Genomic DNA, 15576 nt, shown 5'->3' with positions numbered 1-15576 from the left:
GAATTGCTTGATTAAAATGTTAAAGAACTGTTCAGAAGCTTTGCGCTAAGTGCGTCGCTGCATCTGAGGTGGCGTATTATAGAGGCCAATCTTTTTACGTCAAGGGGTTTTAAAAAATAATTTTTGCTTGAACTCTTAAGCAACCCCGTTGAGTGGACGCGCATTCTACAGCTTCTTTGCCAGCTGTCAACACAGGCTAGGCACCTTTTTTATTTTTACGCATTTGCAACACAAACTGCACTGGCCCCGATACCGCATAGGCCATAAAAATCAACAAGAGTACGCGCGGCGGATCGCTAAAGATAACCGCAAACGCCAACACCACTACAAGAATTGCGACAAAGGGCACACGCCCTTTTAGATCTAAATCCTTAAAGCTATAAAACTTGATATTGCTAACCATCAGCAAACCAACAGCCGCCACTAAAAACGCAAACAGCATCACCACGGCTACCGGAAGGTCCGCACCTACCACACCCTTATCGGTAAAAGTAGCTACTGACCAAACCATTCCCGCCACTACAGCGGCGGCGGCAGGACTGGCTAATCCGATAAACCAACGTTTATCTACCGTATCGATTTGCGTATTAAAGCGCGCCAAGCGTAATGCCCCACAAGCGGTATAGATAAAAGCAACGGTTAAGCCAACATTACCTAACTCTGATAAAGCCCACTGATAAGCCAATATCGCCGGCGCTACGCCAAACGCCACCATATCGGATAGCGAGTCGTACTCGGCACCAAAGGCACTTTGCGTTTGCGTCATTCGTGCCACCCGCCCATCCAGCCCATCGAACACCATGGCTACAAAAATGGCGACGGAGGCAATTTCGAAGCTGCCATGTATTGCACAGACTATTGCATAAAACCCAGCAAACATATTGGCTGTAGTGAATAAATTCGGCAGCAGATATACACCTTTATGGCGAACCTTGCGCCCTTGCTCATCGCGGCCTTCTTCTTCGTGCTCACCTATAGGCAACAAGTTTTCCAAAGCACTCTCTTTATTTGAAGACTCAGCTGGTTCGGGCTGATTAGTGGTCATACTCATATAGTCCTAGCTAGAAAAACTTTTATATTAAATTTCAACACGGACTGATTCTACACGAAACGCTTTAGCTACCAAACTCATTAACCCAGCAACAAAAAACGCGGCCGTTTGACGGGCCGCGTTTTCTTTAGCATACCTCTACTGAATTAATGCTCGGTAGCTCCTGAACGACCGATACCTGTCTGACTACGCACAGTCAGCGCATCAAAGGCATCGCGCTCATTTTGTGCATTCGCACCCTTATCTGTAATTGAGAAGAACCAGATTGACAGGAAGGCTAAAGGAATCGAGAAGATACCTGGGTTAGGGAACGGGGTAATAGGATCAACATTACCGAACACATCAACCCAAACGGTCTTACTCAACACAACCCATACCGTGGCAAACAGAAGACCCACAAAGCCACCTATGGTTGCACCGCGGGTTGTACAACCGCGCCATGATACGGACAACACCAACACAGGGAAGTTAGCACTGGCTGCAATCGCAAAGGCCAAGCCCACCATGAAGGCTACGTTCTGATGCTCGAATACTATACCTAGCAGGATAGCTAGCACGCCTAACACGAGAATAGAGATTTTAGAGATTCTCATTTCTTGTGCTTCAGTGGAGCGACCGCGTGCAATCACGTTGGCATACAGGTCATGCGCAATCGCTGCCGCACCGGCTAACGCCAAACCTGCCACCACCGCAACAATAGTCGCGAAGGTTACTGCTGCCAAGAACCCTAGCAATAAGCTACCGCCTACAGCGTTAGACAAGTGCACCGCCGCCATGTTGGTCCCACCAATCAGGTCAGTCAACATATTAAAGCTGCCATCCGCTGCCGTGGTGAAGTACTCAGGGTGACGTACCAGTAAAGCAATCGCACCGAAACCAATAATAAAGGTGAGCAGGTAGAAGTAACCAATAAAGCTACTGGCCCAAATCACTGACTTACGTGCTTCTTGTGCACTGGACACCGTAAAGAAACGCATCAGGATGTGTGGCAAGCCTGCCGTACCAAAGGCTAAAGCAATACCCAAGGACAAGGCGTTTAGTGGGTGTTCGCTCACTGCGGTACCCGGCGCCATAATTTCTACACCGTTAGGGTGAACACGCACCGCTTCTGCCAGCATGGTGTCTGCGTTAAAGCCAAACTGATACAACACCAAGCCCGCCAGCAACGTACCACCGGTCAGCATCAACACGGCTTTAATGATCTGCACCCAAGTAGTGGCTGTCATGCCGCCAAAGAAAACGTAAATCATCATCAGCACGCCAATGATTACGACGGAGAACTTATATTCAATACCGAACAGCAATACGATCAACTTACCGGCACCGACCATCTGCGCAATCAAGTACAGCGCGATAATCAGCAGCGACGCACTAGAGGCGAGAATACGCATCTGGGTTTGCCCCAAACGAAACGCCGTCACGTCAGCAAAGTTAAAGCGACCCAAGTTACGCAAGCGCTCGGCAATCAAGAACATCACCACCGGCCAACCGAACAGGAAGCCAATCGCGTAAATGATGCCGTAAAAACCACTGACGTACACCAGACCTGCAATACCTAGGAATGAAGCGGCGGAAATATAGTCCCCCGCAATCGCCAAACCGTTCTGGAAACCAGTAATGCCACCACCAGCGGTATAGAAATCAGAAGTGGTTTGCGTTTTACGCGCCGCCCACCAAGTAATTACCATGGTTCCCGCAATAAACAGCAAGAACATCACAATCGCTGAGGTGTTAGCTTGTCCTGTACCCGCAAATGCAGGCTGCGCAAACAAAGACAACAACAGAGTACTTATTAATGTCTTTTTCATTCTACATCCCTCACAACCTGCTCCAGTAGCGGATCAAAATGCTTATTCGAAAAATGCACATACAGCGCAATCATGATTACCGCGCTAAAAACCACCAAAATGCCGGTAAGGACACCCACACTCATCGTCCAACCCTCCCCCAGAGGCTGCGCGAACAAATCAGGCAAATAAGCGAGCGTTAAAATAAACCCTGAATAAATAATCAGAGCAGTGGCGAAAAAAATCATACTGACGCGCGTACGGCGCTTAACCAGCTCTACGTACTTAGGGTGATTTAACACCTGCTGCACAATATCTTTCTGCATTGCATGCTTCCTTTTCTCAATAGACCTACCCTTTAAATAGGTCAGTTTGTGTTACTAACGTGTAATCGCTACACACGAGTGATACCTGAAGTAACCAAATCACCTGTGTGAGGCATGAAATGCAATCTAAAGATTACTAAGCTAACTAACCAACCTACCTTGGTCGTACTTTGTTACAATTAAGCTGGATTTAAGACCTAAGGGTGCGATAAAGCGTCGCTTTAATCGATGCTTCATTCAGAAAAAAACCAATAAAATTCTTTTTATTCATATAGATAGAAATCTTCGGTACTACAGAAAACTTTACAACTCTTGTACCGACCGGCAAGCTGCAGGATAATGGCTAGACGAAATAACTAGTTGACCTTGCATACAACTTAATCTTGCACCCTAATTTTTAAGCACTGGCTTGCAGATACAATTATTCTTATGAGCGAAATCTTTTTAATTGCTATTAGCGCCATTCTGGTAAACAACTTTGTTTTGGTGCAATTTTTGGGTTTGTGCCCCTTCATGGGGGTTTCCAAAAAAATCGAAACTGCAATCGGCCTATCCCTAGCCACCACCTTCGTCCTGACACTGGCGGCTATCTGCAGCTATCTATTGCAGCAATACGTGTTAAAACCGTTGGATATTGAGTTTTTACGCACCATCAGCTTTATTGTGGTGATTGCTGTAGTGGTGCAATTCACTGAGATGGTGGTTAACAAAACCAGTCCCTTGCTGTATCGCGTTTTAGGTATTTTCTTGCCTTTAATCACCACCAACTGCATCGTACTTGGTGTAGCCATCCTCAACGCTAACCGTACTGAGTACGGTTTCGTTGCTTCCAGCATTAACGGCTTCGCTGCCGGCATTGGTTTTTCTTTGGTATTGGTGTTGTTTGCTGCAATGCGTGAGCGAATTGCCATCGCCGATGTACCCAAACCTTTCCAAGGGGCAGCCATCGGCATGATCACCGCGGGCTTAATGTCACTAGCTTTCATGGGCTTTGCCGGACTGGTTAAGCTATGACGCTAATTCTCACTGCAGTTGCCGTACTGACCCTCCTCAGCCTTGTTTTTGGTGCACTGCTGGGTTTTGCTGCTGTTCGTTTTCGCGTAGAAGGCAACCCTATTGTTGAGCAAATCAATGCCATTTTACCGCAAACCCAATGTGGGCAATGTGGCTATCCCGGCTGTCGTCCTTATGCTGAGGCCATTGCTGCTGGTGATAAAATTAACAAGTGCCCACCCGGTGGCGAAGCAACAATTCAAGCTCTAGCTGACCTGCTTGATGTAGAGCCCGAACCCCTTGATGCTGCTGAAGGTGAAAAAACACCTGTAGTTGCTTATATCCGCGAAGAGGAATGCATAGGCTGCACAAAATGCATTCAAGCCTGTCCAGTCGATGCCATCCTGGGTTCCTCAAGACAAATGCATACGGTCATCAGTAGCGAATGTACCGGCTGCGATCTTTGCGTAGAACCCTGCCCCGTTGACTGTATTGAAATGCGCCCCATAGAAACTGATCTACGTTCGTGGAAATGGCAACAGCCAACACGCCAATACCAGATTATTGCCAGCGATAAGGAGGCCTTAGAATGACCCACTGGCCCCTAGACAAATTCCATGGCGGCATTCATCCACCAGAGAATAAAAGCCAATCCAATCAAGGTAACATCCAATACCCGCCATTACCCAAACGCTTGATAGTTCCTGTGTTGCAAAACGCGGGACAACCCGCAGAGCCCTGCGTCGAGATTGGCAATTATGTGTACAAAGGTCAGCTTATTGCGCAAAACATGGCCGCTATTAGCGCGTCAGTGCATGCACCCAGCTCGGGCACTGTGACCGCCATTGGTCCCGCGCCTTACCCGCACCAATCAGGCGAGCCCTACCTTGCTATAGAAATCCATACCGATGGTTTAGACCTGTGGCAAGAACCCACACCAGAAATTAATCCCAGCACTCTGACTAGCTCAGAAATTTTCCATATTATTCAGCAATCTGGCATTGTCGGACTGGGTGGTGCAGGCTTTCCTACCGCCATCAAGCTTAGCGGCAAAATCATGTCTGGCATTGATAGCCTGATTATCAATGGTACTGAGTGTGAGCCCTACATCACCGCTGACGATCTACTGATGCGCGAGCGCGCTGACAAAATTCTTGCCGGCGTAGATATTTTAGTGCAACTTACACGCCCCAAAAATGTGCTGATTGCCACCGAGGATAACAAGCCCGAAGCCCTCGCTTCTATGCAAGCAGCACTAGGCAGTCGCGCATACCAGGTTGTTAGCATACCTACACTGTATCCATCAGGTGGTGAGCGGCAATTGATTAAAATCCTTACTGGACAGGAAGTGCCTTCCGGCAGTTTGCCCATTGATCTGGGGATTATCTGCCAAAATGTTGGTACTGCCGAGGCAATCTATAATGCAGTGGTTCTTGGTCGTCCACTGATTTCACGGGTGACTACGCTTACCGGTACAGCACTTAAGCAGCCAGTGAATGTGGAGTGTCTGCTGGGCACACCTATAGAAGAGTTGCTGGAATTTGCTGGACTGGATAAACAACAGCTAAGTAAGGTGATTGTTGGCGGACCCATGATGGGTTTTAGTCTAGGTAACCTAGCTGCACCCGTTATCAAAACCACCAACTGTCTAATTGCCGGTACAGCACAAGAGTTCCCTAGCCCAGAAGCTGCTCTGCCTTGTATTCGCTGCGGTGAGTGTGAACAAGTCTGTCCTAGTAACTTGCTGCCACAACAGCTGTTGTTTTTTGCCATGGGTGAGCAACACGAACAGCTCAAAGCCTATAACCTGCCTGACTGTATTGAGTGTGGTGCCTGCGCCTATGTGTGCTCATCCAAAATTCCACTGGTGCAATACTATCGTGCTGCCAAAGCGGATATTCGTCAGCACGAGCAAAAAATGGCTAAAGCAGAGCATGCCAAACAGCGTTACGAACTGCGCCAAGAACGACTACGTCTTGAAGAAGAGCAAAAAGCAGCTGAACGCCAAGCACGCAATGAGCGCTTAGCTCGAGTCAAGGCCGCACAAGAACAAGCAGCCAAACAAGAAGCACAGCAAGCACAAAGCACAGGCAGTATTAGCGATGACGAGCTGAAACATTTAAAAATTGCCGCCAGTATGGCGCAGGTTGCCTTGCGTAAGGCTGAGAAGCAACTCGCCTTGCATGATACCGAAGCCCTGCAGACGCAGGTTGCCAACCTTAAAGACGCTGCCAAACAAGCACAGGACGCATTAGCGGCCGCACAAGCACAATTAGCACAGAGCTGGGCAACCAGCAGCCCAGCTGCCGCACCCGATGAGGCACTTAAAAAGGCTAAAATCCAACTCGCTATGCGCCGCGCTGCCGTGAAAAAAGCAGAAAAAGCCGAGACGGATGAAGCCAGTCTAAACAGTTTGCGCCAAGCGCTGCAGCAGGCGCAGCAGCAACTCGAGCAACTGAACCAGACCCATGCTAAAGCATCTAGCACAGAGAACACGTCCACTGAACAAAAAACCGCTGCAGTTCCTATAAGCGATGCTATGAAAAAAGCCAAAATTGAACTGGCCATGCGCCGTGCAGCCTTAAAAAAGGCAGAAAAAGCCGGTGCAAGCGCAGATGAATTAACTCAGTTACAGCTGGCGCTCAGTGAAGCCGAGAAAAACTTGGCACAGGTCTCTAGCCCAAATAACCCAGGCTAGTCGCCGTAACAGCTTATTGGAGCCATTATGTATTTGCCACCTAAGTCCTCGCCCCATACGACAAACAAGTCCAGCACCCAGAACTTAATGCTGCGGGTAATCTTGGCCACCCTGCCAGCGTTTTTAGTTTCCAGTTATTTTTTTGGCATAGGACCTGCTATTAATGTAGCGCTGTGCATCATTTTTGCTGTGAGCATAGAAGCGTTCATTGTCAGCCTTCGTAAACGCCCTGTTAGTTATGCTCTCAAAGATGGCAGCGTTATTGTTACGGCTGTTTTGCTCGGGCTGGCTTTGCCACCTTTTTCAAGCTGGTGGCTGGTGTTGATAGCGATTGGTTTCGCGGTAATTTTTGGCAAACATCTTTTTGGTGGTCTAGGCCAAAACCCCTTTAATCCAGCCATGCTGGGTTATGTCGTGGTGTTGGTTTCTTTTCCAGTCGCCATGACCAGCTGGCCGGCACCGCAGACTGTAGCCAGCAGTGATGCTTTGGCTCATGTGTTCTTGGGTACACCTTGGCTTGATGCTTGGAGTCATGCCACCGTGCTGGATACCTTAAAAAACAATCACAGCCTTACCTTGCATGAGCTGTGGCAGGACTACCCTTATTCTGGCTGGATTTCCAGCAACAGCAGCGAATGGATCAACTTGGCTTTTCTGCTTGGCGGTCTTTATCTGCTGTATAAGCGTGTATTTACTTGGCATGCGCCGGTCGCCATGCTGCTGGCTTTAGCGCTGATGAGTTTAATTTTCTGGAACGGCTCAGGCTCAGCATCTAACGGTTCACCGCTCTTTCACTTATTTAGCGGCGCCACCATGCTGGGTGCTTTTTTTATTATTACCGACCCCGTCAGCAGCGCAACCAGTAATCAGGGACGTTTTATTTTTGGACTAGGCGTAGGTGTGCTGGTCTACATTATTCGCGCTTGGGGCGGCTACCCCGATGCTATCGCTTTTTCTGTACTGCTCATGAACCTTTGTGCTCCAACAATTGATTACTTCACTCGTCCACGTACCTATGGTCAACGCAAAGCAAAACGTGGCTTTAATCCTGGAGACAACTAATGACTATTCAGGATATGCAGCGTTCAATTAGTAAAAACGCACTCATTCTAGGCGTGTTTGCCGCGTTAACCGTAGCTTTAGTCGCTGTTATCCAGCAAGGCACTGCAGAACCCATTCGTGAAGCACAGCGTTTAGCAAAAATGGCCGCTTTGGCTGAAATTTTGCCAACCAAAAGCTACGATAATTCTTTGCTTGACATGCAAATCACCCTAGACGACCCACTGCTTGGTAACCGCGCGCCCACCCCTGCTTATATAGCTACGCTGGCAGGAGAGCCGACTGCTATTATCTTGCAAGCCACAGCACCTGACGGTTATAGCGGCGCAATTGAGCTGCTTATAGGTATTATGGCCGATGGACGTTTAAGTGGTGTGCGGGTACTCCAGCACAAAGAAACACCGGGGCTAGGCGATAAAATTGAGCTTAGCAAAAGCGACTGGATAACCCACTTTACCGGTAAAAGCCTGAACAATCCTAGGGCTGAACGCTGGACCGTTAAAAAAGAACGTGGCGATTTTGACCAATTTGCTGGGGCCACTATTACGCCGCGTGCCGTGGTTAAAGCCGTGCAGCGCGCATTGCAGTTTTTCGATGCCAATCAAGCAAACTTATTTGCTCAGAGGTTAACGGCAAGTGCGCAGGAGGCCAATCAATGAGTACCAGCTATAAAGAACTCACTATCAATGGTTTATGGAAAAATAATCCGGGCTTGGTGCAATTATTAGGTCTGTGTCCCTTGATGGGAACCAGCAACTCAACCGTTAACGCCTTAGGTCTTGGGCTGGCGACTATTTTTGTTCTAGCCTGCTCTAATGCGGCGGTTTCATTGATTCGTAACGCGGTCACCCCAGCTATTCGTTTACCTGCTTTTGTGATGATTATTGCTGCTTTAACCACCTGCATTGAACTGCTAATGCAGGCCTATACCTACCAGCTGTACTTAATTTTAGGCGTATTTATCCCGCTGATTACCACTAACTGCGTTATTTTGGGCCGTGCTGAAGCGTTTGCCGCTAAGAATAAATTCGTGAGTTCAACCTATGACGGTTTTGTCATGGGATTAGGTTTTGCCTTAGTGCTGGTCATCATCGGCATGGTGAGAGAATTACTGGGTACCGGAACTTTATTTACCAATATGCAGTTGCTGTTTGGCTCAATGGCGGCTAATTGGCAATGGACGGTATTTCCCAACTACGAAGGTTTTTTACTCGCTGTCCTGCCGCCCGGTGCTTTTTTGGTCTTAGGGCTAATGATTGCGTTAAAAAACCAAATCGACAGCTATATTCTCGCGCGCACCCCCGTTAACATGCCTGCGGCGGCCGATCGCCGCGTGCGGGTGACCGACTAAAAGCCATTGCTCACAAACCAGTCGCGCTGGGTAGTCTCTAGGCGAACTCACGCTTGCGGCTTAAAATTGCTGCTATAATCCGAAAAATTTCGCTTAGGACACTGATATGATTAGAAAATGCCTCTTCCCAGCTGCAGGTTATGGCACACGTTTTTTACCGGCCACCAAGGCCATGCCTAAAGAAATGCTGCCCATAGTAAACAAACCGTTGATTCAATACGGTGTGGAAGAAGCACTAGATGCTGGCATTACCGACATGGCTATAGTAACTGGACGTAATAAACGCGCTATTGAAGACCATTTCGATATTAGCTATGAGATCGAAGCGCAAATTCAAGGCACCGATAAAGAACAGTACTTGCAAGGCATTCGTCGCTTGATGGATAACTGCACGTTCTCTTATACCCGTCAGATAGAAATGAAGGGTTTGGGACACGCTATTTTAACTGGTCGGCGCCTAATTGGTGACGAACCTTTTGCAGTAGTACTGGCTGATGACCTGTGTATTAACCTTGATAACGACGGCGTGCTCAAGCAGATGGTGCAGCTATACAAGCAGTTCCGCTGCTCTATTGTCGCGATTCAAGAAGTTCCGCCAGAGGAAATCAGTAAATACGGCGTTATTTCCGGAGAGATGATTCGTGATGATATCTACCGCGTGAACTCTATGGTGGAAAAGCCTAGTCCTGAAGATGCACCCTCTAATTTAGCTATTATTGGTCGCTATATTCTCACGCCAGATATTTTCGAGCTTATCGAAGAAACCGAGCCGGGCAAGGGCGGTGAAATTCAAATCACTGACGCATTGATGAAACAAGCACAGCGCGGTTGCGTGTTGGCCTATAAATTCAAAGGTACTCGCTACGATTGCGGCAGCGGCGAAGGCTTTATGGCAGCGACGCAGTTCTGCTATGACAATTTGTATCTGAAAGGGTTGTCGTTCTAAAATAACTGAATACGCTTTCTAACAGGTCAAATCTGTTAGAAAGTTATGATTTATTAGCCACACGCTGCGCAATAGACTCAGCAATGCCCGCCACGCTTAAACCGCATTCAGCCAACATCTCAGTTTGATCACCATGATCAATATAGCTATCGGGCAAACCCAGCTGTAATAACGGAATATGCAACTGCTGACTGTGCAAGTATTCACCCACCGCGCTACCCGCCCCGCCTTGAATTGCGTTTTCCTCGATGGTCACTAACAGCTCATGGCTGTGCGCCATTTGCGTAATCATGCTTTCATCCAGCGGTTTGACAAAACGCATATCGACCACGCTTGCATTGAGGTCCTCAGCAACGACTAACGCATTGGCCAATTGATTGCCAAACACCAACATGCAGATGCCTTCACCTTGGCGGCGCAATACCGCTTTACCAATCTCGACACCTTCAAGACTGTCCTGCACGGTCGCATTGGGTCCGGTACCGCGCGGATAACGCACAGCGGCTGGGCCTTGGTAGTGATAGCCAGTGTTTAATAATAAGCGTAATTCGTTTTCGTTGCTGGGCGTCATAATCAGCATGTTGGGAATGCAGCGCATATAAGACAGATCAAAACTGCCGGCATGCGTCGCCCCGTCCTCACCAACCAACCCAGCACGGTCGATGGCAAACAACACATCCAAATTCTGCAATGCCACATCATGAATCAGTTGATCATAGGCGCGCTGCAAAAAGGTCGAGTAAATGGCTACTACGGGCTTACTTCCTTCACAAGCCATACCTGCAGCTAGGGTTACAGCGTGTTGTTCAGCAATCGCCACATCAAAATAACGTTCTGGGAACTGCTCACTAAAGGCAATTAAGTCTGAGCCCTCTTTCATTGCTGGGGTAATACCCAACAAGCGCTCATCGGCAGCGGCCATATCACAGAGCCAGCGGCCAAAAATATGTGAATAGCGCGGGCTAGTGGCTTTGACAGCATTGGCAGGATTAATCGCATGGTAAGCAATCGGCGAAGTTTCTGCGGGTGCTAAGCCTTTACCTTTTTTGGTAATCACATGTAAAAATTGCGGACCTTTAAGTCCACGCATATTACGCAGTGTAGTCAGTAAGGTCGGTATGTCATGGCCATCGATAGGGCCAATATAATTCCAGCCGATCTCTTCAAATAGAATACTGGGGGAAATCATGTTTTTAGCATGTTCTTCGGTTTTACGTGCTAATTCCCAAGCCCCAGGTACTTTAGAAAGAATTTTTTTGCTGCCCTCACGCATGCTGGTATAGGTGCGACTACTAAGTATTTTCGCTAAATGCTGCGACAAACCACCCACATTATTGGAAATCGACATGTCGTTATCATTGAGGATCACCAGCATGTCAGCTCCAGTTTCTGGTGCATGGTTCAACGCCTCAAACGCCATCCCTGCTGTCATCGCCCCGTCACCGATAACGGCTACAGTTTTGCGTGGATTACCCAGCAGTTTATTGCTAATCGCCATGCCCAATGCTGCACTGATAGAAGTGCTGGAATGGCCTACACCAAAGCAGTCGTAAGGGCTTTCATCGCGCTTAGGAAAGGCACTTAAACCGCCTTTGGTACGCATCGTCAACATGCGATCGCGCCGTCCAGTCAAAATTTTATGCGGATAAGCCTGATGCCCCACATCCCAGACTAAGCGATCATCTGGAGTATCAAAAACGTAGTGCAATGCCACCGTCAGTTCGACCACGCCAAGGCCAGCGGCAAAGTGCCCGCCCGTTTGCGCCACACTATAGAGCAAAAAATGGCGTAACTCGTCTGCTAAAATTTTCAATTCTTTTTCTGATAAAAAACGCAAGTCCGCTGGACTGTCAATACTGTCCAGTAGCGGAGTGTCTGGGCGCTGTGCAGGAAATTCATCAAAAATTATTGGCATATAACTGTGTCTTTTTTAGCTAAATTCAGGTCAACATCTTAGCGTGTTTGCTGTATAAATGCTGCGCGAGTCTATCTGTGCTCTATATTAAACAGTGATTTTTGTAAGCAAAAACGTCACCACTTCATCAACCGCTACTGCTTGGGTTTCACTATCACGACGGCCTTTATACTCATAACTGCCAGCAGCAATACCTTTCTCGCTCACTACGATGCGGTGCGGAATTCCCATCAGTTCCATATCAGCGAACTTCACCCCAGGACTGGTTTTTTTGTCTCGGTCATCCAACAACACTTCAACGCCCGCCGCAGTCAACTGCGCATAAAGCGTATCAGTTGCTTCACGTACGTCAGGGTTGTCATATTTCATGGGTACTAAAGCAACGTGGAAAGGCGCCAGCGCATCCGGCCAAATAATGCCGCGCTCATCATGGTTTTGCTCAACAGCAGCGGCAACAACGCGCGATACACCAATACCATAGCAGCCCATAGTCAGGACGGTCGGCTTGCCGTTTTCACCCATCACCGTACAACCCAGCGCTTCACTGTATTTAGTGCCCAACTGGAAAATATGCCCCACTTCGATACCGCGTTTAATTTCCAGCACACCCTGCCCGTCAGGGCTCGGATCGCCAGCCACCACATTACGCAAATCCGCCACTTCAGGAAGCGGTAAATCACGCTCCCAGTTTAGGCCAAACCAGTGTTTACCTTCTTGATTGGCACCGGCGGCAAAATCGCTCATAAACTGAACGCTGCGGTCAATAATGCAAGGAATCGCTAAATCTTTCGGCCCCAATGAGCCAGGGTTGGCACCCACGGCGGCATGAATTTCTGCATCTGTGGCAAACACAAGTGGCCTTGATACGTGCGGTAAATTGGCGGCCTTAATTTCATTCAACGTGTGATCACCACGTATCACTAAAGCAACCAAAGTGCCTTCTTCAGCGCCATGCACCACCAGAGTTTTGACGGTTTTTTCGATAGGCAAATTAAACTGTTGCACTAGGTCATCAATAGTCTTGGTATCAGGCGTATCCTGCAGGCGCAATTCTTCACTAGGTGCAGGACGGCTGCTTTCGCGAGGCATCGCCTCAGCTTTTTCAATGTTAGCGGCGTAATTTGATTGAGTACTAAAGGCAATATCATCTTCACCTGACTGTGCCAACACATGAAACTCATGGGAACCTGTACCGCCGATGGATCCCGTATCTGCCTCAACAGGGCGGAAGTTCAGGCCTAAACGGGTGAAAATATTGCAATACGCTTGATGCATACGATCATAGGTTTGCTGCAGCGACGCTTGGTCCATGTGAAATGAATAGGCATCTTTCATAATAAATTCACGGCCACGCATCAGGCCGAAACGCGGACGAATTTCATCGCGGAATTTCGTTTGGATTTGATAAAAATTAATCGGTAATTGCTTGTAACTACTAAGCTCGTTGCGCGCTAAATCCGTAATCACTTCTTCGTGAGTTGGGCCGACACAAAATTCTCGCTGATGGCGATCTTTTAAACGCAGCAATTCCGGGCCATACTCTTCCCAACGTCCCGACTCCTGCCACAGCTCAGCTGGCTGAACCGCTGGCATCAATACTTCCAAGGCGCCAGCCGCATTCATTTCCTCGCGCACAACGGCTTCTGCTTTACGCAATGCGCGCAAACCTAGCGGCAACCAAGTGTACAGACCAGAAGCTAGTCGGCGAATCATTCCCGCACGCAGCATCAACTGGTGACTAATCACCACCGCGTCGGCAGGGGTTTCTTTTAAAGTGGCAATAAGGTATTGACTGGTGCGCATAGTTTTTCGTATCGACTGATGAAATGTGTGAGTGGTTAGATTGCAAGGCGGGTATTGTAGCGGATTTATGCCTTCTATGGCAGCAATATACAGAGCGGCTAATTTCTGTACTACTGTGCCGTTTTAGCGCATGTCATATGTAATTTTTACTAGCCCGAAGGCAAGAAACCCAGCCGAGGCTGGGTTTCTATGTATTGCATACTTACCGCATCAGCATTACAGAATGCTTAATGGGTACTCAGCAATGAAGCGTACTTCGTTGATGTCTGGGTTTCCAGCTGCATCGTTGGCACGGTAAGTAGCATTACGTACGTGCAAGGACAGGTCCTTAGCCACACCGCTCTGTACTACGTAGCGAACATCGATATCACGCTCCCAGTTTTTACCCTGGTGACGGTTACCGTCGCTAGCAATTTTTGAACCGCGCACATAACGAGTCATAAAGCTTAGGCCAGGAACACCAAAGGTTTCCAAATCTAAGTCATAACGTACTTGATTAGATACTTCACCTTTCTGGTGAAAGCCGGTGTACTGAACGTCGTTCGCTAAGTAAACTGAACCACCACCGTCATAACCGTACTCGTAACCAGCATCATGATTACCCTCTACGCACTGACGCGCTACAGTGAAGGTGTGTGCACCTAGGTTGTAGGCAAATGCCAAGCTACGTACGTTGTTTTTGGTAGTACGCTCGCCACGAGCTTCATCTTTCGCGTTGAAACGCGTGCTGTAAGCATTGAAATCAACTGCAAAGCTCTGATTCTCAGCAATCGGGTAGTTGTAATTAACATTTAAGTAGTGCTTTTTAGCTTTTCGGCGACCAGCACCTTTGTGTCCTAGGTCTGCATCTGAGTAGTAGTATGCAGTGCTTAGATCGTCAGTAATGTTGTAACGACCACCCACTAAATCAATAGAACGTAGCTGACCATTGTTAGAACTGTCATGGAAAGTCTGATCCATTGCAGTCAAAGCTGTGAAATGACCCGCATGCAACTCTAGGCCTTCAATTTCGTTGCTGGTTACCAAGAAACCTGTGGTGGTTTCTGGCAGCAGACGCGAATCGTCAGTTGACAGTACCGGCAGATCTACAAACTGCTCACCGTACTTCAGTGTAGTGTTGGACAAGCGTGCTTTAACTGCACCGCCAGCTTGGCTGTAGTTGTCCTGTGCTTTGCCTGAACGACCGTCAGTTGGGAACATACCCATGTCTTCATGATGACGACCGCCACCTGAATCTAACTTGATACCCTGCAAACCAAAGGCATCAACACCAAAACCAACAGTACCCTGAGTAAAGCCGGACTCGTAAATAGCTTTTAAGCCTAAACCGGTCTCTTCACGATAGCCTTTACGCTGGCCTTTTACTGCGTTTGCAGGGCTTACGTTGGTAGCACCGTTACGAAAATCACGATTAAAGTACAGAGTACGTGCATGCAGGTCCAGCTTGCTGTCTTCGATAAAACCCTGTGACTCTGATTGTTGGCTGGCAGCAGCCATTTGGGTGCTGGCGGCAGCAACGGCGAAAGCAATAACGCTCCACTTCATCTTTTGCATAGAATGTGCTCCTAGTTGAACAGATTGTTGTATTGCTAGCTTCGCTTAGCCAGCAAGTTGTATTTTTTAACGGCAGGTAGCATACCTAAGTTG

The 15576-nt window shown here is 48.1% G+C and carries 13 protein-coding genes; 7 read left to right on the top strand and 6 right to left on the bottom strand.

Annotated features, from left to right (window positions below; translation table 11 throughout):
• Positions 1–196 precede the first annotated feature (196 nt).
• The 3 genes from pssA to QEZ41_RS09870 form a co-directional block, all read right to left on the bottom strand.
• A complete protein-coding gene (pssA, locus tag QEZ41_RS09880; protein WP_289411327.1) occupies positions 197–1045 on the bottom strand; it encodes a CDP-diacylglycerol--serine O-phosphatidyltransferase in 849 nt (282 codons plus the stop codon).
• Between the two features lie 152 nt (positions 1046–1197).
• Positions 1198–2859: a cation/acetate symporter ActP gene (gene actP, locus QEZ41_RS09875; RefSeq protein WP_289411326.1), complete on the bottom strand. Its 1662-nt coding sequence runs from the start codon at positions 2857–2859 to the stop codon at positions 1198–1200.
• A complete protein-coding gene (locus tag QEZ41_RS09870; protein ID WP_289411325.1) occupies positions 2856–3164 on the bottom strand; it encodes a DUF485 domain-containing protein in 309 nt (102 codons plus the stop codon). Before QEZ41_RS09870 ends, actP begins: the two co-directional genes overlap by 4 nt.
• A gap of 429 nt (positions 3165–3593) precedes the next feature.
• Between QEZ41_RS09870 and rsxA the strand changes: the two genes are divergently transcribed.
• From rsxA to galU, 7 genes are all read left to right on the top strand, one after another.
• Positions 3594–4178 (top strand): electron transport complex subunit RsxA, encoded by a 585-nt coding sequence (gene rsxA / locus QEZ41_RS09865; RefSeq protein WP_289411323.1) that lies wholly within the window; start codon positions 3594–3596, stop codon positions 4176–4178.
• Positions 4175–4750, top strand: coding sequence for an electron transport complex subunit RsxB (rsxB, locus tag QEZ41_RS09860; protein ID WP_289411322.1), 576 nt, complete (start codon positions 4175–4177; stop codon positions 4748–4750). Before rsxA ends, rsxB begins: the two co-directional genes overlap by 4 nt.
• A complete protein-coding gene (gene rsxC / locus QEZ41_RS09855; protein WP_289411320.1) occupies positions 4747–6855 on the top strand; it encodes an electron transport complex subunit RsxC in 2109 nt (702 codons plus the stop codon). Before rsxB ends, rsxC begins: the two co-directional genes overlap by 4 nt.
• A gap of 27 nt (positions 6856–6882) precedes the next feature.
• Entirely contained in the window at positions 6883–7917 is a 1035-nt protein-coding gene (locus QEZ41_RS09850; protein ID WP_289411318.1) for an RnfABCDGE type electron transport complex subunit D, read from the top strand.
• Positions 7917–8573: an electron transport complex subunit RsxG gene (gene rsxG / locus QEZ41_RS09845; protein WP_289411317.1), complete on the top strand. Its 657-nt coding sequence runs from the start codon at positions 7917–7919 to the stop codon at positions 8571–8573. Before QEZ41_RS09850 ends, rsxG begins: the two co-directional genes overlap by 1 nt.
• Positions 8570–9265: an electron transport complex subunit E gene (locus QEZ41_RS09840; protein ID WP_289411315.1), complete on the top strand. Its 696-nt coding sequence runs from the start codon at positions 8570–8572 to the stop codon at positions 9263–9265. The genes rsxG and QEZ41_RS09840 overlap by 4 nt, the downstream gene beginning before the upstream one ends.
• A 106-nt stretch (positions 9266–9371) precedes the next feature.
• The gene (gene galU / locus QEZ41_RS09835) at positions 9372–10211 is read left to right on the top strand and encodes a UTP--glucose-1-phosphate uridylyltransferase GalU (protein ID WP_289411314.1); all 840 of its coding nucleotides are present in this window, start codon (positions 9372–9374) and stop codon (positions 10209–10211) included.
• Between the two features lie 43 nt (positions 10212–10254).
• Here the strand turns inward: galU and dxs are convergent, their stop codons facing one another.
• The 3 genes from dxs to QEZ41_RS09820 form a co-directional block, all read right to left on the bottom strand.
• The gene (dxs, locus tag QEZ41_RS09830; protein WP_289411312.1) at positions 10255–12126 is read right to left on the bottom strand and encodes a 1-deoxy-D-xylulose-5-phosphate synthase; all 1872 of its coding nucleotides are present in this window, start codon (positions 12124–12126) and stop codon (positions 10255–10257) included.
• A gap of 87 nt (positions 12127–12213) precedes the next feature.
• Positions 12214–13929 (bottom strand): proline--tRNA ligase, encoded by a 1716-nt coding sequence (locus tag QEZ41_RS09825; protein WP_289411311.1) that lies wholly within the window; start codon positions 13927–13929, stop codon positions 12214–12216.
• A 216-nt stretch (positions 13930–14145) separates the two neighbouring features.
• Positions 14146–15483, bottom strand: a complete 1338-nt coding sequence (locus QEZ41_RS09820) for an OprD family outer membrane porin (RefSeq protein WP_289411310.1) — start codon at positions 15481–15483, stop codon at positions 14146–14148.
• Between the last annotated feature and the right edge of the window lie 93 nt (positions 15484–15576).

The organism is Thiopseudomonas acetoxidans (genome assembly GCF_030362935.1).
GTDB lineage: Bacteria > Pseudomonadota > Gammaproteobacteria > Pseudomonadales > Pseudomonadaceae > Thiopseudomonas > Thiopseudomonas acetoxidans.
This window is presented reverse-complemented; position numbering and strand designations above follow the sequence as displayed.